The sequence below is a fragment of the uncultured Mobiluncus sp. genome (genome assembly GCF_947254095.1).
In the GTDB taxonomy this organism is placed as follows: domain Bacteria; phylum Actinomycetota; class Actinomycetes; order Actinomycetales; family Actinomycetaceae; genus Mobiluncus.
In genome coordinates this window covers 56,610-73,282 of the sequence record NZ_CAMYBV010000011.1, presented here as the reverse complement: position 1 = coordinate 73,282, position 16,673 = coordinate 56,610, and the positions used below count along the sequence as shown (strand labels likewise).

Annotated in this window: 15 protein-coding genes and 2 pseudogenes; 8 read left to right on the top strand and 9 right to left on the bottom strand. The window is 56.0% G+C overall.

All coding sequences use genetic code 11. The features are described from left to right. Positions 1-328 (top strand): annotated as a pseudogene (locus tag Q0X47_RS05480) (hypothetical protein); the annotation flags it as partial. A gap of 115 nt (positions 329-443) precedes the next feature. On the opposite strand, the pseudogene Q0X47_RS05475 reads toward Q0X47_RS05480, so the two are convergent. The 3 genes and pseudogenes from Q0X47_RS05475 to Q0X47_RS05465 form a co-directional block, all read right to left on the bottom strand. After that, positions 444-722: pseudogene (locus tag Q0X47_RS05475) on the bottom strand (type II toxin-antitoxin system YafQ family toxin). Further along, on the bottom strand, positions 719-994 hold the full coding sequence (locus Q0X47_RS05470) for a type II toxin-antitoxin system RelB/DinJ family antitoxin (protein WP_297723704.1): 276 nt from the start codon (positions 992-994) through the stop codon (positions 719-721). Before Q0X47_RS05470 ends, Q0X47_RS05475 begins: the two are co-directional and overlap by 4 nt. Positions 995-1,496: 502 nt before the next feature. Beyond that, positions 1,497-1,988, bottom strand: a complete 492-nt coding sequence (locus Q0X47_RS05465; RefSeq protein WP_297723702.1) for a hypothetical protein — start codon at positions 1,986-1,988, stop codon at positions 1,497-1,499. 358 nt (positions 1,989-2,346) lie between these two features. On the opposite strand from Q0X47_RS05465, the gene Q0X47_RS05460 reads away from it, so the two are divergent. Together Q0X47_RS05460 and Q0X47_RS05455 are read left to right on the top strand one after the other, a co-directional pair. Continuing rightward, positions 2,347-3,426, top strand: a complete 1,080-nt coding sequence (locus tag Q0X47_RS05460; protein WP_297723700.1) for a virulence RhuM family protein — start codon at positions 2,347-2,349, stop codon at positions 3,424-3,426. Positions 3,427-3,640: 214 nt separating this feature from the next. Beyond that, positions 3,641-4,546, top strand: a complete 906-nt coding sequence (locus Q0X47_RS05455; RefSeq protein WP_297723698.1) for a DUF5655 domain-containing protein — start codon at positions 3,641-3,643, stop codon at positions 4,544-4,546. 78 nt (positions 4,547-4,624) lie between these two features. Here Q0X47_RS05455 and Q0X47_RS05450 read toward each other — a convergent pair whose 3' ends face one another. Next, positions 4,625-5,854, bottom strand: a complete 1,230-nt coding sequence (locus Q0X47_RS05450; protein ID WP_297723696.1) for a polysaccharide deacetylase family protein — start codon at positions 5,852-5,854, stop codon at positions 4,625-4,627. 154 nt (positions 5,855-6,008) lie between these two features. Between Q0X47_RS05450 and Q0X47_RS05445 the strand changes: the two genes are divergently transcribed. Together Q0X47_RS05445 and Q0X47_RS05440 are read left to right on the top strand one after the other, a co-directional pair. Continuing rightward, positions 6,009-6,728, top strand: a complete 720-nt coding sequence (locus Q0X47_RS05445) for an ion channel (protein ID WP_297723694.1) — start codon at positions 6,009-6,011, stop codon at positions 6,726-6,728. Between the two features lie 134 nt (positions 6,729-6,862). After that, positions 6,863-7,996 (top strand): cell wall-binding repeat-containing protein, encoded by a 1,134-nt coding sequence (locus Q0X47_RS05440; RefSeq protein ID WP_297723692.1) that lies wholly within the window; start codon positions 6,863-6,865, stop codon positions 7,994-7,996. A gap of 29 nt (positions 7,997-8,025) precedes the next feature. Here the strand turns inward: Q0X47_RS05440 and Q0X47_RS05435 are convergent, their stop codons facing one another. Continuing rightward, a complete protein-coding gene (locus Q0X47_RS05435; RefSeq protein ID WP_297723690.1) occupies positions 8,026-8,442 on the bottom strand; it encodes a hypothetical protein in 417 nt (138 codons plus the stop codon). Positions 8,443-8,654: 212 nt separating this feature from the next. Next, a complete protein-coding gene (locus Q0X47_RS05430) occupies positions 8,655-9,086 on the bottom strand; it encodes a hypothetical protein (protein ID WP_297723688.1) in 432 nt (143 codons plus the stop codon). 122 nt (positions 9,087-9,208) lie between these two features. Here Q0X47_RS05430 and Q0X47_RS05425 point away from each other — a divergent pair, with 122 nt between their 5' ends. After that, positions 9,209-10,183: a cation diffusion facilitator family transporter gene (locus Q0X47_RS05425; protein WP_297723686.1), complete on the top strand. Its 975-nt coding sequence runs from the start codon at positions 9,209-9,211 to the stop codon at positions 10,181-10,183. A 51-nt stretch (positions 10,184-10,234) separates the two neighbouring features. Here the strand turns inward: Q0X47_RS05425 and Q0X47_RS05420 are convergent, their stop codons facing one another. Then, positions 10,235-11,515, bottom strand: coding sequence for an ATP-binding protein (locus Q0X47_RS05420; protein ID WP_297723684.1), 1,281 nt, complete (start codon positions 11,513-11,515; stop codon positions 10,235-10,237). A 176-nt stretch (positions 11,516-11,691) separates the two neighbouring features. Next, positions 11,692-13,089, bottom strand: a complete 1,398-nt coding sequence (locus Q0X47_RS05415; RefSeq protein WP_297723682.1) for a sodium-dependent transporter — start codon at positions 13,087-13,089, stop codon at positions 11,692-11,694. A gap of 254 nt (positions 13,090-13,343) precedes the next feature. Here Q0X47_RS05415 and Q0X47_RS05410 point away from each other — a divergent pair, with 254 nt between their 5' ends. Both Q0X47_RS05410 and purT read left to right on the top strand, forming a co-directional pair. Continuing rightward, positions 13,344-13,607: a GlsB/YeaQ/YmgE family stress response membrane protein gene (locus Q0X47_RS05410; protein ID WP_297723680.1), complete on the top strand. Its 264-nt coding sequence runs from the start codon at positions 13,344-13,346 to the stop codon at positions 13,605-13,607. A gap of 62 nt (positions 13,608-13,669) precedes the next feature. Further along, positions 13,670-14,932, top strand: a complete 1,263-nt coding sequence (gene purT, locus Q0X47_RS05405; RefSeq protein ID WP_297723678.1) for a formate-dependent phosphoribosylglycinamide formyltransferase — start codon at positions 13,670-13,672, stop codon at positions 14,930-14,932. 323 nt (positions 14,933-15,255) lie between these two features. Here the strand turns inward: purT and Q0X47_RS05400 are convergent, their stop codons facing one another. Next, entirely contained in the window at positions 15,256-16,620 is a 1,365-nt protein-coding gene (locus tag Q0X47_RS05400; protein ID WP_297723676.1) for a PFL family protein, read from the bottom strand. Positions 16,621-16,673: the final 53 nt, after the last annotated feature.

Here is a 16,673-nt window from a genome sequence, read left to right as displayed (position 1 = left end):
CCTCCACCGCACTTTACGGACTCTCTCCGTGGCTACCAATGACATGTTGCACAGTTCTGATAGCTGCGGCAGTTTTGCTGAGTTTTTTCCATCCCGAGTTCCGCGAATAATCGGTCTTATCGCTCGCCCCGAGCGTGGACACTACCAAATCACAGATGACGGTCGAGCCGTGGATTGGCGTAATCTTGATTCCTACACTGAACAGGACATGATGGAATGGCCACTCTGGCAGGCGTATCAGCAAGAAATTGCTGAAAGGAAGGCTTCTCGTGGTGAGAGCCAGGTCGTGCCTGATATGCCTGACATGCCCGCGTTCCGTCACCGTTAATCCTCCATCGACACGGGTCGTAGCGATTTTCGGGCTGAAGGTCATTTTGTGTTTTCTATGTTCTATGCGGACTGTTTGCCTAATCCTTCAGGTGAGCATTATTCGTGGTGATGTTTTATCCAAAACGGTCGGCGTGGTAACCGGTGCGGGTCAGGAACAGAATGAGACGATTTCCATCTATTCAATAGATTAGGAGCCAATCGGGCTTGATGTGACATTCTCTGAAACCGGCGTAGTTACCGCCGAGATCGTGATCCCGGTACTTTGCGTCAAGCGTATTGCCGCGCGTTAGCTGCGCAACGACCGAGTCGAGAAGTTCCAAATCCAGGCCGCGCCTTTTTGCCAGCTTCAAATCTTTTTTAAAGCGGTTGGACAGGACAACCCGTAGACTCACACGAGAACGTCCTCCATGGCTTCCCGGAAGTTTGCGTAGCTCTGGTATTTTTCCGGGTGCGCTTTCATTTCCTCATATTCCTGTAAGGCGGCCAAAGTTTCCGCATTGGGAATATCTCTCGTGATTCTAAAAGGTATCCCCTGGTCACGCACGGTTTGACGAAGGAAAATTGTCACGGCAGTGGTGAGATCCATACCCAAATCTTTCAGCAACTCTTGCGCTGACCGTTTGAGATCTGCATCCAAATTTATGTTCGTACTGACTTTGGTCATGATTAGCCCTCCTCCAGTACAATCGTAGAACTAACAGGTTAAAAGTCAATAGTTTTGTGCGTAACGTGTGCCTAATACGCACCCTTTCGTGTCAAAATCTGCTAGCTCGAACTGACGATGGAGTGAGCCAGGACTTTTGTTCTCGTTAGAGGTTGTTCGGGACTGCAGCCGTCTCCCGAGGAATTAGAAAAACCGCTACTAACCTGAGGGACGTCCAAAGCTAGAGAAACATCGCCATGTTGAATTGCTGGTGGTTATGGTCAACACATCGGCGGGCCTGCGGCATTTCTGCGCCGTGCTGCCCGAAATAACCCGTAGTGAACACGAAATGACACTTAGATTCAGCGCAAATTTACACGAAATGACACTTAGCGGCTGAGGTTAACAGTTTCAGTTCCCAAGTTTGTTTAGGTTTCTTGGTTCTGTGGGGTGATGGACCCACGGAGCGGATTTTACGTCCTTAGCATAAGGCGGTTTTGTGGTTTTCTGTGTGGTTCTCGCTTCAGCGGGTGATGAGTGCGGCGATGCCGGACAGGACGGCCGCCATGAACGCCACTCCCACCGTGCTGAGTAGCCACTTTTTGCGCTTGTCACGGGCGCTAATGTAGGGCTTCAAATCCTCCGTACCAGGGATGACCCACGCATCGGTGCGCCCCACCCAGTATTCATCGATAAAGAAACGGTCTATGAGGCTCATGATGAACAGGATTGCCGCTATCTGCCAAAATCCTGCCAAAAAACCGCGAGCTCCATTTATCGCATAAACGCAGACCAGCACGTAAATGATGTAGCCGGGAACGCAGATTGCTTTGAAAATTGCGCGGCCGCGTTTGATTCTCTCGGGCGTGGTCAGTCCTAGTTTCACGCACCGTTCCCGCACTTCGGGAGGGTAAAGATACACCATGTCCACCGGGCTTTTGCGGATGCCGACGACGCAGAGCAAGACCAGCAGCGCGCCCAACATGAGCCCTTCCAAGACAATTCGTAAGACCATCGTTACACCTCCGATGCGCTAGCCGATTTGTATATTGTGCCTCATCGCGCCCGTCCTCGCTGTGGTTGAAGCGCCTTCCACCGCAAAGTCCCGGTAAAAGATAATCTTCATGAGAGGCTGTCCAGGAATCGCGCCGCCTGGCTGGCATCGTCGATGGCACGAGCGGTTTGCGTATTGGGAGCATGGGTGAGAGGACGCGTGCACAAGGGTGGGTGCTGGGGCAAGCGTTCAACTTGCATTGCGGGTAGGTCCCGTGCGGGTTAAGGGGGTCTCTTTTTGTGTGAGGGGTTTGGTTTAGACTCATAAGTGACGTGATGAGTGCGGAAAACCCCACCAAAGACCGACCGAGAGAAGCGCGATGGCACAGACGACTAAACCTCAAACGAGCTTGGGAAACACCGAGTTTCAGACAATGATCAAGCACGATTCAGGGCAGTTCCTGGTCTTTACGGCTGAGGCGGGCGAGGGTATTGAAGTGCGTTACCAAGACGGAACGATTTGGCTGACGCAAAAGCTGATGGCCCAGCTGTTTGATGTGGATGTCAGCACTATTAACTACCATCTGCAACAGATTTTTGAGTCTAAAGAACTGACCGAAGAAGCAACTATTGGAATTTTTCCAATAGTTCGCCAAGAAGGCTCTCGCCAGGTCGCGCGGCAGATTCAGCACTACAACCTGGATGCGATTATCTCGGTGGGCTATCGCGTGAACTCCATTCGCGCCACTCATTTCCGCCAGTGGGCCACCGGGATTCTGCGCGACTTTACCCTGCGCGGATACGTCATTGACCGTGCCCGCATGGAATCGGGCGAAGTCTTGGGACAGGACTATTTCGAGGAACTGCTCGAAGAAGTCCGCGAGATTCGGCTTTCCGAACGCCGTTTCTACCAAAAGATTACTGACATTTACGCTACCGCCGTTGATTACAATCCCGCCGCACCCACTACCAAGACGTTCTTTGCCACCGTGCAAAATAAACTGCATTACGCTGTGCATGGGCACACTGCTGCAGAGCTCATCGCGGAGCGCGTCGATGCTGCTAAGCCGCACATGGGGCTGACTTCCTGGAAGAACTCACCGGATGGGAAAGTGCTGGCCAGTGACGTTACCGTCGCTAAGAACTACCTCACCAAAGAGGAGTTATCCGACTTGGGACGAATCGTGGAGGCCTATCTGAATCTCGCGGAATCACGGGCGAAACGACAGATTCCCACCACTATGGAACAGTGGGCGGAATTCCTGGATCAAGTCCTCGCTCTCGATAGCCGAGAACTATTGGCAAACGCCGGGAAAGTATCTCAGAAAATCGCTGAGCAGACCGCCAAAGACGAACTAAAGAAATACCGCGTCATCCAAGACACCAGCTATGAGTCTGACTTCGACAAGTTTGCTGCCAAAGCCCTGGAGGCCAGCAGCCATCGAGAAGAGGCGAAATAAAACACCGGAGCGCTCGGTCTACCGGATTTGTTCAATACCTTTGCCCTCGCCCCAGGCTTTGTCGGCGGTCAGGACGGTGGCGTTGAGCCTTTTGCCAAGGGCGAGGCAAAATCGGCCACGCAGGCAACGCCAGGACTGTATATTTGAAAGAGTCCCGCTCGAAACCGCGCCATGTGGACGCGCCTGGCGGGTGCGTATCTGAGGAGTTTGACCGATGGCAGACATAAAGTTGTTCGACATTCATGCCGGAGTGCGGGAAATACCTGGCGGTACTGTGACCTTGGAGCGAGAAATCCAGAACGTGATAGAGAACAACATGCCCACTTTCTTCGGGGTGACCTTCCTCGAATCCGAATATCGCGTCGATGGTGGGCGGATGGATTCCATCGGTATCGACGAGAACAATTGCCCGGTCATTTTTGAGTACAAGCGCTCCCTAAACGAAAACGTCATCAATCAAGGGCTGTTTTACCTCGACTGGTTGCTGAATCATAAGGACAGTTTCAAAGTCCTCGTTATAGAAAAGCTGGGTATGGGCATCGCCAAGAAAATCGACTGGAGTAAACCCCGCGTCATTTGCATTGCAGGGGACTTCACTAAATACGATGTTTCTGCGATTAACCAGATGATTCGCAATATTACCCTGGTGCGTTACCGAAAATTCGGGGATAAACTCGTCATGTTTGAGCATGTGAATGAAAATGTTGCTGACCCGATTGCCCCTGAGACTGATTCTGCTGGTACTGCACATCGCGGTGGACATGACAAAACCTTCACCGAACTATATGACGCTGCGCCAGAGAGCCTTCGAACGCTGTATGACTCGATTCGCGATTTTGCGCTCAGTCTCGGCGACGATGTGAGCGAGAACGTACTCAAGCTCTACACCGCATTTAAGCTGATTAAGAACTTTATGTGCGTAGAGTTGCAAACCATGCGCCTGCGCGTGTTCCTCAAACTCGACCTTGAAACCTCTCCCATGGAGTTCGAGGACGGATTCTCCCGGGATGTGAGCGGGATTGGGCACTGGGGGACGGGTAACGTCGAACTTACCATCGCCGACACCGCAGATTTCGTGAAAGCTCAACCTTTCATCGAGCGCGCTTACCGAGAAGCCTAGAGGTTGAGAAACCGCGCCGACCTCGTAACCGACCTTGTGCACCCCCACGAAGTACCCTGGTGAACGCCGCGATTGAGCTTAGTTCGCAACCCGATGGTGCGCGGGATAGCTGCCGGGGGCGAGCGGCAGGAAGGTGTAGCCGTTTTGCTTGGCCCAGTCGATGACCTGGGGCATCGCGTCGACGGTGGTGGGGTGGATGTCGTGGCAAAGGACTACTGACACCGATTTCCCCTGCACTCCGGCGGTAATATTTTGAAACACGGACGCGGCGTTGGTGTGCCCCGAAGCATCTCCGCTGTCTACGTTCCAGTCGAAATAGGTATAGCCTTTCACGGCCATGAGCTTGGTCAGGCGGCTCATGATTCCGGGCGAGTAGCTGCGGCTCACGGTGTTGGAGCTGCCCCCGGGGAACCGCATCAGCTTGGTGTCCTGACCGGTCTGGTCGCGAATTATCTGCGCCATGCGGTCGAAGTCCGCCCAGTAGGCGTCGTCGCTGGCGTAAATCTGAGAATACTTGTGGGTATAGGTGTGGATTCCCACCGAGTGCCCTTCGCGGTAGGCGCGCCCAATCATGTCCGTGTGTCCCATCGTGTTGGTCACAAAGAACGTCGCTTTCACCCCTTTAGCGGCCAAAATATCGAGCAAGTGTGCCGTCGCCGGTCCGGGCCCATCGTCGAAGGTCAGATAGATAACTTTGTCCAAGCCTGCCGCCGGGTCTGCGTTGGGAGCAACTGGCGGCATCACGGTGACCTGGCGGGTCGCTGTGCCCTGGTTTCCACTGGAGTCCGAGACTTGGTAGCGCAACGTGTATGACCCCGCCGCGTTCACGTTGACCTTGCCGTCTACCTTGACTTTCGCGGTCAAATCGCCGTCGACGTTGTCTGCGGCCGAATAGGAATCCTGCCAGGGCAGGCCGTAGGGGAGGGTAATCTGTTCCCCGCCGTCGACGGTGATGGCGGGCGGCTTAGAATCCCGTACCGTCACTTTGCGGGTCTTTTTTCCCTCGACTCCGCGGTATTTCGCTGCATAAGTGATTTCATAAGTGCCGACTTTGGAAGTATCGACTTTTCCGGTGGTGTGCAGCTTGAGGTCGTCGTGAGTAAAGGTGAACAGGGTACTGGTCCCATAAGCGGTGGCGCCCGGGTCTTTCCACGCGTCGCCGTACTCGACGGTACTGGGGGAATCGCCTTTCAAGGTGATGACGACTTCCCATTTGTTGACCAGGTACATGGTGATTCCGCCGATTGCGGCGGCAACGGAAATCACAGCCAGGATGCTGGCAATCCAAATCTTCGATTTCCTGCTCACTTAGCCACCTCTCGCCAGCAAAACTCTACCAAAAAATCATGTCCTGATAAACCCTTAATCCAGCTAAATCCTTGGGAAATTCGGCACCTGAGCAGCTGCCTTTACCCACCAAAGACCGCGAAACCATCCTTGTGAACGGCATTATTATGGGCTTATGAGCGAATCTAAAAGGTTGGACACATGGGAGCGTTTCACGGATTGGCCGCTGTTGATTCTGGCGGTCCTATTTTTGGGGGCCTACGCCTGGGAAGTTATCGGTAACCTACAAGGCCGGGCCGCCAGCGTTACAGAGCTCATCATGAATGTGGTGTGGGCCGCGTTTGTCGCTGATTACGTGGTGCGGCTTTTCTTGGCGAAGCTGCGTTTCAAGTGGTTCATCACGCACCTGTTCGATTTGCTCATCGTGGCGCTGCCAATCTTGCGCCCGCTGCGATTGCTGCGGCTCGTGACGTTCGTGAAAGTGCTCGGTCGCAAGGCCGGTTCAACCTTTCGCGGCAAGATAGCCCTGTACTCGGTGGCAAGCACGGCACTGCTGATTTTCGTGTCGGCGTTGGCTGTGCTGGATGCGGAGCGTGGTGTCTCGGATGCGCTGATTACGTCCTTTCCGCAGGCGATTTGGTGGGGTTTTGAGACGATTACCACAGTGGGCTACGGAGATTTATATCCGATTTCTGTAACCGGCCGCGCAGTCGCGTTATGCCTGATGACGGGCGGGGTAGCGCTGATTGGTGTCGTGACAGCTACCATGGCTTCGTGGGTTGTCGATATGGTGAATGAAAAAAATGAGCAGGACCGGGCGGCCACCAGCGCCGAAATCAACGAACTGAAACAACAGATTAGTGAACTCACGCTGCTAGTGGAGTCAAAACGGTGATGATTCGTCTAGCCTCAGAAGGCTGGCTGAAACCAATTTCGCGGGCGGTCAGCCGAGCAGGGTGGAGATGTTGATAGAGATTTCTCATGCCGATTGGTACTTTTTTTCGAGTCGCGAATCCTAGAATTCGTTTTATGTTTAAGAAAACTCTCGCCGGCGTTGCTGCCGCTGCTCTTGCTCTAACCCTGCAAATTCCCGCCTCAGCTGCGGGCAATCGCATAGCTGGCCCGAATCGTTATGCAACGTCCCTGGCTATTGCTCAGACGTACTTCCCCAACACGAAAAACGTGTTTGTTGCCACGGGAACGAATTTCCCTGACGCTTTGGCTGCCGGGCCTTGGGCCTCCGTCCAGCAGGCACCCATCTTGTTGGTTGGCTCACAAATTTCTGCCGAGCAGCAGGCTTACCTGCAAAAGCTCGGTTCGCCCAGCATTACGATTCTGGGAGGTGCCGGGGCGGTCTCGGCGCAGGTTGAGTCTCAGCTGGCTCAGTTCGGTTCGGTGCAACGAATTTCCGGAGCCAACCGTTACGAGACTGCCGAAAAAATTGCTCTGCAGTTCGGAAAAGCCAACAAGGTGTATTTAGCTACCGGTACGGGTTTTGCGGATGCGCTGGCCGGGGGTGCGTTGGCCGCACAAGAGGGGGTGCCGATTATGCTTACCGGTCCGGGTGCGCAACAGTATGCGGTTTCGGTGGCTCAGCAGCTGGGCGCTACGGCTACTACGGTGCTGGGCGGTTCGGGGGCTATTCCCGATGAATTCTTGGCGGGGTTGCCGAATCCGAACCGGATTTACGGCGCTAACCGGTTTGAAACCGCGTTTCAGATTTTTGCTGCGAAGCCCGCTGCCAGTGCCTTCCTGGCGTCGGGAGTGAATTTCCCGGATGCCCTCTCGATTGTGCCCGCTGCCGGTCTGCAAAAGATGCCCTTGTTGTTAGCGCAGCAGAATTGTTCACCTGTTCAACCTGCGGTGCCGGTCACTTTTGTGGGGGGAACTGGTGCGTTGAGTGACAATTCAAATCTGCAATGTCAGGCTGCCCCGCAATCTCAACCGCAGCCAAAACCACAACCCAAGCCCCAGCCTTCTGGTAATGGTGGAACACAACCAATCGGTAAGGACTGCCCGGCCAACGCCCCAATCAAGGGGAACGCAAATTCCATGATTTATCACATGCCCGGTCAGAGGTACTACAACCGCACCACCCCGGAGGCCTGCTTCGCTTCTCAAGCTGATGCGAGAGCTGCAGGCTACCGCAAAGCAAAAGTTTGAGGCTGGGTCGCGCCTGACGGCGCACCCGCTCAGCTTTGATTTAATAATCCGCCTATAATCAACCCCCCGGTGAGCAGTATAAGCAATACATAAATCCCTATTGCTATCAGCGCCCACAGCAGGGTGGCTTTGGCCCAGTTGGACTTGGCGGGCGAGGTTCCCGACCCGAAAGACCAGATGAGCAGCATAACGATGCCTACAATCGGCAGGGAAGCGAGGAAAATCGTCAGCATCCAAGACCCCAGGCTGGTGTCATTATTCGGTTGCGCCGGAGTCTGCGAAGCGTAATAGTTCGGTGCGCCCGCGAACTGCTGAGGGGGGAGGCCGGAGTTTTGGACGGGGATTTGGCCTGTAGTCTGGGTCGGGAGCTGGCCGGCTGTTTGGTTCGGATTCTGTGGGGGTTGCTGGGGCGGCGGGAACTGGGCGGGATTGTAAGGGTTCGACATGGCTTCTCCTGGAATGTTTATGGTGAATACGCAAAATTGGTGCACCTTGCGGAATCATTTTATCTAACGGAAAAGCCCGGTGATAGGGTTTTCACCGCTCTCACCCCGGATGTGTAGGGGTCTCCCGCTGAGCTATCCGGTTTCCCCAAACTGGGATTAGCCCGCTTTGATACTGAGAAATCGTTGAAATGTCTGGACAAGGCAGGCCATTTCTAGCCTTTCACTAATGAGGGTTTCCTTAGGGCCGATTCATTGAGTGTTGAGGTCAAAGCTGACGCGCCGCCGAGCTTCTGGCTTGGTTTGTTACGGAAAACCTTAGAGGCGCATGAGTCAGGGGCATTTCTGCCAGGGAATTTGACGAAGTCGCAAGATAGCGCCAGGACGGCGCGGGTGGTCTGCGCCCAAAATTCGACATAGATCACCACAAAGCTACCGCGGTTTTTACTGATATGTAGCGGGAAACGGATTTCATCGAATTTTAGGAAGGCTATTGTTGTGAAGAATTTGCCCATGTTGAGAAATCGATTATTTGCTATGGCATCGTTTGCCAGCTTGGTGGTTTTAGGAGGAATTGCCTCTGCCCCGGCCGCTCTCGCTGATGAGCTGAGCTTGAACCAAGCTACGCCGCTGTCAGGAGAACTCACGATTGATACCTTCCTTTAGCACCAGGCTTTAACGTGAAACACCAAAAAGCAACAACTAAACTTAGGTTAGACTAAGTAGCGGCACAGTCGTTGTCTACGCAGAAAACACAGGACGGACGCTTATGCAGCATCATCAGGAAGGTCAGGAGTCCAGCAACCCCCACGAACCGCACGGTTCGGGCGGTCATTCGCACACTCATACTCACTCGCACCAGGCCGGTCGTGGACAGCTCCGGGCAGCACTGGCGGTGACCTTCACGGTGTTGCTGGCAGAAATTGTGGGCGCGGCCCTAACCGGCAGCCTGACCCTGCTGGTGGACTTGGGGCATATGCTCACCGACTGTGCCGGTCTGACTTTTGCGCTGGTGGCAGCCAGTTTGCAGCATCGTCCGGCGACTGATCGGCTCACGTGGGGGTGGCGGCGCGCCGAGGTCATCTCGGCAGCTTTGCAGTCCCTGCTGTTGATTTGCATCGGTGTGTTTGCCTCTATCGAAGCCATCAAACGCCTGATACACCCCGAAAACATCGAGGCCCAGGCGCTGCTGGTGGTAGGCATTATCGGCTTGGTCGGCAACCTGATCAGCCTGACCATCCTGTTGAGTTCCCGGCAGAACAACCTGAATCTGCGCGCCGCGTTCCTCGAGGTCCTGAACGATTCCCTCGGTTCAGTAGCGGTTATTGTCAGCGCGGTGGTGATGCGCTTGACCGGGTGGACCCAGATTGATTCCGTGGCGGCGCTGGTCATCGCCGCGCTCATCGTGCCTCGGGCCATCATGATTTTGCGCCCGGCGGGGGCAATTTTGCTGGAATCCACCCCGCGGGATTTGGATTTGGACCAGGTTCGGGCGCACCTGCTGGAACTGCCTCACGTTTTAGCCGTGCATGACCTGCACGCCTCCGCGGTTTCCTCGGACCTGCCGGTGCTTAGCGCCCACGTGGTGCTGGCTGACGAATGTTTCCATGACGGGCACAGCCTCGAGATTTTGAGCGAGATAGAGAACTGCCTGCAAAACCATCACGGCATCTCGATTTTTCACACCACAGTCCAGCTAGAACCGGCCTCACGCGCCCAGCTGCACCGCGAAACCTGGCACTAAATCCTGCCCCACCAGGCTTCTGCATAACAAAGGCAAACAAGTTGACGAAAATTAGGGAGCTAGAGCCTGTATCGGGACAACTTTGATGCCGGTTTCTCGGTCGGTGTAAGCCAGGTCCGTACCGCCGACAATCAGCACAAGCGCCCTGGGTTCTCCCAAAACTTCGGTATCTACCACGTTGCGGGTGGCGTTCAGCCCAGCAATGCCTTGCTCAATGCGATGTTCACCCAGTTTTACTTCCACTCCCAGCCATGAGCCGTCAGGTAAAACCACTACCGCGTCGAACTCCTTGCCATTGGAGTCGCGGTAGTGCATGACTCGTCCCTCTATGGCCTCAGCGTAAGTGGCAATCTGTTGGTAAACATAGTTTTCAAACACAAAGCCAGCGGTGTTTAGGTCACGCAGCAGCGTATCCACCGAAGCGCCAAGCAGGCTAGCGTACAGAGAAGAATCGGCCAAATATAATACCGGTGAGGTACGGGCGGTCGCTCTGGAGCGCAGTTTCGGACTCCACGCCTCCACGCTTTCCACCACAAACAGGCTGAGTAAGGCTTCAAGCCAGCGCGACACTGTTTGTGGATCTACCGAACCGTCTTGAGCGACAACATCGCCGGTGAGGGTGTTTAACGAAGGCGCCTGCCCGGCGTTTCGCGCTATCGAACGTAACAGAGCTCGCACTCCCAACGGGCGGCGAATTCGTGAACCAGCTGCGTCGAAGACATCGAAGGCGCACAATCTCTCCACATAGTCATTTACATGGTTACGGGCTGCCTTGGCAGTGGCCGAGTGGTCTGCAGGCCAACCTCCGTGCAGGATAATCTCAAACAAATCCGCAACCGGCAGCGGCTCCACCTGGGTCAAAGGCAGGTCTCCTCCAGTCGCAAGATAGCGAAAACTCACCCCGCCGGGCAGAATCTGGCGCTCCACTCCGGTCATAGGCCGCATTCGTACCCGCGCAAAACGTCCCAAACCGGAATGTCCTTTGGCATTTTCCGCAGGCATGGCTGAGCCGGAGAGAATGAACTGGCCGGGACGTTGGCGACTGTCGATTTCCCGCCTCACATGATTCCAGATTTCTGGAAGAGTTTGCCACTCGTCGAGCAGAATCGGGGTATTTCCGCTCAAAGCTAGGGAAGGGTCGAGCGCAAAAAGTCGCCGGAAAGACTCATCGATGTCTACTAGGCGAACCGTTTGTGCCAGTTGTGTTGACGTTGCAGTCTTGCCGCAAGCCTTGGGACCCTCCACAATCACGCCGCCCGAACCGGCCAGTTTGGCGGCCAAGATTTCATCGGCGACCCGAGGCAAATAATGGGAGTTTTTTCCTGTCTTCATAAGGAAATCATAACTCATAATAGGAAAATTGTGAACGCTATAATACCAAATTTGTGGCGGCTATAATCCTAAATTTGTGGCGGTTATAATCAGTAAAATGTGGTGCCGGGAGCAGTGATTGGGACTCTCTGTCCGCTGCATTCGCCCCGAACGGGGCTATTCCAAAGCAAAAATCCTTAGAAGGCGACCTTGCCGATGAGGGCGATGGCACACAAAATCACTGCCATCGGCACATAGACGAAACGCCCCACCGATAGCCAGAAAGTCCCGCGAGGCCGCGCGGCTCCCCGATTTATCGCTTCCATGAGGTCTTCCCTTTTCATGATCCAAAACCAGGTGATGGCTCCCAAACTCGCACCCAGCGGAATGATGTAAATGGAAACCAAATCCATCCACGGCCCCCAGGAACTAATCGCTTCCATACCCAAGCCCGCTCCGAGCGCTAGCACGCACAAGCCGACCAACACGACTACGCGGTTCAGGCGCGGGAACCGGTGCAGCAGCGATTCGCCCACGGCTTCAAACATATTTTGCAGCGAACTGACTCCGGCAAAAATCATGGCAACGTACAGAATTACTGCGAACAACTGACCCAGTGGAATATCTTGCATAATGGCGGGCAGAGTCACGAACAGCAGGCCCGGTCCGGCGCCGACGTCAGTGTTATAAGCGAAACACGCGGGGATAATGACCAGGGCGGCCACCACCGCCGCGAGAGTATCAAAGAAACCCGTGCGCTGCGAAACTTTCACCACGTCCTCGTCATCGGGCAGATAAGCGCCGTAAACAATCATGCCGCTGCCGGTAATCGAGAGAGAAAAGAACGCCTGACCCATCGCCCACACCCAGACAATAGGGTTGATGAGAGCCTCCCAGCGCGGGGTCAACATAAAGATGTAGCCCTCGATAACGCCCGGCATCAGAGCCACGCGAATTGCCAAGATCACAAAGATGATAAAGAAAACCGGCATCATAATGCGGTTGGTCTTTTCGATACTTTTTGCCCCGAGGAACAGGGTAAGCAGTGTCCCGACCACGACGATAACGTGGAAAGGCGCCACCGAGAAACCTGTTCCTGAAAAACTTTCAAACCATTTTTCGGTATTAGTTTTCATCAGCGTCCCGGTCAGGGAATCGAACAGCGCTTTGCAAACGTAGGCGACAATGACGGCGTACCCAATCGCGATACACAGCGAACCGGCCAACGGCAGCCAGCCCAACGCGCTTCCGACCTTAGCGGCTCTATCCCCACGAGTGGCCCAGGCGGACCGGTAAGTTCCCAAGGTGCCGGTGCGGGCGCGCCTACCGTTGGCGAACTCGGCGGGCAGCCCCACGTAGGTGAACAGCAGGACAAAGAATATATAGATGAGCAGGAAAGCGCCCCCGCCGTTGTTGCCAACTTTGTAGGGGAAACCCCACACGTTGGCCATGCCTACGGCAGATCCGACCGAAGCCAGTACAAAACCCCAGTGGGTAGCGAAACGGTGCGCGGTCTGAGCGCCGTGGTGTCTGGGACCAGTAGCGGCGTCGCTGGTCAGTACGGACTGCTCGGAGGATGAGGGAGGGGTTGTCACGAGGTTTCCTTAATCTGGCTCAGAATCCGGTGAGGCGTGTTCATGCCACAGTTTTCCCCTTATCGTAGTCGAAAGGGCGGCGAAACAGGGAATTCTCTAGTTTACGGAGGGAGTGGGGGCCGTGCGGGGCGCTGCCGGAGTGCTGCCCCGTTCTGTATAGGGCAAAATCCCTGTTCTGCGCCTTTTGAAAGAATTTGATAGCCTGAAAAAGGCCGATTCCGGATCTGGAACGGCAATATAGAAAGGATTAATTAATGGGACAGCTCATTGGAATGATTGTAACTGGCGCGGTGATTGGCGCTTTGGCGAGGCTCTTTAAGCGCGGTGAGCAGCCTATCGGCATCCTGTGGACCATCATCCTCGGTGCGCTCGGCGCCGGTATCGGCGGCTGGGTGGTGAAGTTGTTTGGCTACACCAATGCCAACGGCGGCGTGCAGTGGATTCAGTGGATTGTGTCGATTATCGTCGCCATGATTCTCATCGGCATCTATATGGGCGTTACCGGGAAAAAGAAATAACGTCACCCCGCCCTGTCTGAAGGCCGGTAAAAGTAGCGGTGGAGAAAAGCTAGGATAGTTCCATGAGCGTTTTTCCACTGACTTTTCCGGTACGAATCTTGCTGCTCGGCGCGGGCGAGCTGGGCAAAGAACTGACGATTTCCCTGCAGCGACTGGGCTGCCAGGTTATCGCTTGCGATTCATACGCGGGGGCGCCCGCCATGCAGGTTGCCACCGAGCATCGCGTGTTGGATATGACCGACGCTGCTGCGCTCGCGGCGGTGATTGCGGCGGAGCGTCCCGACCTGATTGTTCCCGAGGTTGAGAAACTCGCCTCCACTGCGCTGGTTGCGGCCGCGGGGGAGGGGACGCGGGTCGTGCCTTCCTCACGAGTGGTGGAACTGACTTTTGACCGCCAGGGCATTCGCACCCTAGCCGCCACGACAGCAAACGTTCCGACCTCGCCTTTTGCTTTCGCCGACTCGTTGGCGGCACTGCAGGAGGGGGCCGAGAAGGTCGGGTTTCCCTGTTTCGTGAAGCCCACCATGTCCTCCTCGGGGCACGGCCAGTCTCGCGTGGAGCGCGCCGAGGACCTGCCCGCCGCTTGGGAAGAGGCCTGCTCCGGGGCTCGTGCCGATACCGGGCGGGTCATCGTGGAGGGCGAAATCGCTTTTGACTACGAAATCACCCTGCTGAGCGTGCGTCACCTGGACCCAGACGACCCGACTCAGGTTCGCACCAGTTTTTGCGCGCCAATCGGGCACCGGCAGTCTTCCGGGGATTACGTGGAATCCTGGCAACCCCAAGCGATGAAACCTGAAATCCTCAAAAAAGCCCAGGTCACTGCCCGGAAAGTTCTCGATGCGCTGGCAGCCGACACCACGCGGGCGGCCGCGGCGCGCGGGAAGTCCACAAACGCTGACGCCGAAAATCCGATGCTGGGAATTTTTGGGGTCGAGATGTTCGTCAAAGGCGAGGACGTGTACTTCTCGGAACTCTCCCCGCGTCCCCACGACACCGGCATGGTCACCATGATTACCCAGCCGCAAAACGAGTTTGACCTGCACGCCAGGGCGATTTTGGGGCTGCCTGTGGATACGGCCATGTTCCCTGATGTCAGTGCCGGAGCCTCGGTGCCCCTGAAGTCTCCCGTTGAGTCCGACCAGCCGCGCTACACCGGCGTGGACGCGGCCCTGCAGGTCAGTCCGGACGCGCAGCTAAGAATCTTTGGTAAACCGGTGGCTCACGTGGGCAGACGCATGGCTGTCGCGCTGGCGACCGGGGCTGACACCGACCAGGCGCGCGCGAAAGCTCACGAAGTCATCGGCAAGGTGGCCATTCACTAGGGGTGAGCGCGGCTTTTCCCGCTGGGTGTCGCGGGAGCGTTAGCGCGCTGCGGGGACTGCGGTCAGATTCTTCGCGGGCTTTCTCCCGCTCTTAATCACCGTTTTAATGTCCTGTGCGAATTTGTTGATATGATGCGGCTTTCGGGTCGCTAGGCCGTGAATTGCAGGGTCGCTAGGCCGTAAATTGCAGGGCCGTGGTGAAGGTGCGTTGGCCAGATTCAAGGCTTCCATGACATCTGGGCAGTTGAACTGACCGGTCAGTTTTATTTCGTGCGTGAAAATAAACCCACGCAGCGGCAAAATTTGTTGAAAACTGGCGAAAATCAGTTCCTAAAGGAATGCACCGGGGCAGGAATCCGCCCGCCGCGAGCCGCGAAATCAGCGGAAGAAAAGCGGGAAACCTCCATCACCGGCGCCCACCCCAACAGGCCTCCGAAGTTGGCGCTGTCGCCCACGCCCTTGCCCGGAACCGGTATGACCCGAACCGCGGTAGTCTTGCCTGAAGCGATGCCAATAGCGGCCTCATCAGCGATCAAACCGGTAATCGTGGCGGGGGAAGTGTCGCCGGGAATCGCAATCATGTCCAGACCCACCGAACAAATCGCCGTCATGGCTTCGAGCTTTGCCATCGTGATGGAACCGTGCTGCACGCCGTGAATCATATTGATGTCCTCCGAAACGGGGATGAAAGACCCCGACAACCCGCCCACCATCGAGCAAGCCATCAGCCCGCCCTTCTTCACGGCGTCATTGAGCAGGAATAGGGCGGCGGTGGTGCCCGGCGCGCCTACCGCACAGACGCCCATTTCTTCCAGAATCGCCGCCACGGAATCGCCGACTTCCGCCGTAGGAGCCAGCGACAAATCCACGATTCCAAAAGGCACGGACAGGCGTTGCGCCACGGTTTGCCCCACCAGCTGACCCATTCGGGTGATCTTAAATGCAGATTTCTTGATGGCTTCGGCACATTCTTCAAAAGGGCGCCCCCGCACCGTCTGCAGGGCGCGCTGCACCACTCCCGGCCCGGAAATCCCTACTGAAATGACCGCATCTGGCTGGCTGACCCCGTGGAACGCCCCGGCCATGAACGGATTGTCGCCCACCGCATTGGCGAACACGACCAACTTTGCCGCCCCAATCCCGTCAGCCGCGGCGGTCGCTTGTGCCGTATCCACGACCACCTGACCCATGCGTCGCGCGGCCGACATATTAATCCCCGTGCGGGTAGAACCGATATTGACCGACGAACACACGATATCCGTGCTGGCCAGGGCCTCGGGGATGGAATCAATCAAGGCCAGGTCGCTGTGGGTGGCCCCCGCCTCGACCAACGCGGAATATCCGCCCACAAAGTCGACCCCGACGGCTTTGCCGGCACGATCCAACGCTTGGGCAAAAGGCAGCGGGTTCGAAGTGCGGCAAGCGGCCGCTACCAGGGAAATCGGCGTGACCGAAATCCGCTTGTTGATAATCGGCACCCCGAACTCTCGCGACACCTCACCGGCGGTCGCCACCAGGCGCGACGCGGCCTTGACGATGCGATCCTCGATGCGAGCGCAGGCGCGCGGCACGTCAGAATCGGCACAATCCAGCAGCGACAGTCCCATCGTGACGGTGCGCACGTCCAGTTTGTCCTCGGAAATCATCTGGATGGTTTCCATGATTTGTCGCTCGGTGTCTAAGCTCATTGTTTTGCTCCAATAGGGGATTCAGAAGGGTTCCCGGTCATCTTCCGGGGCGG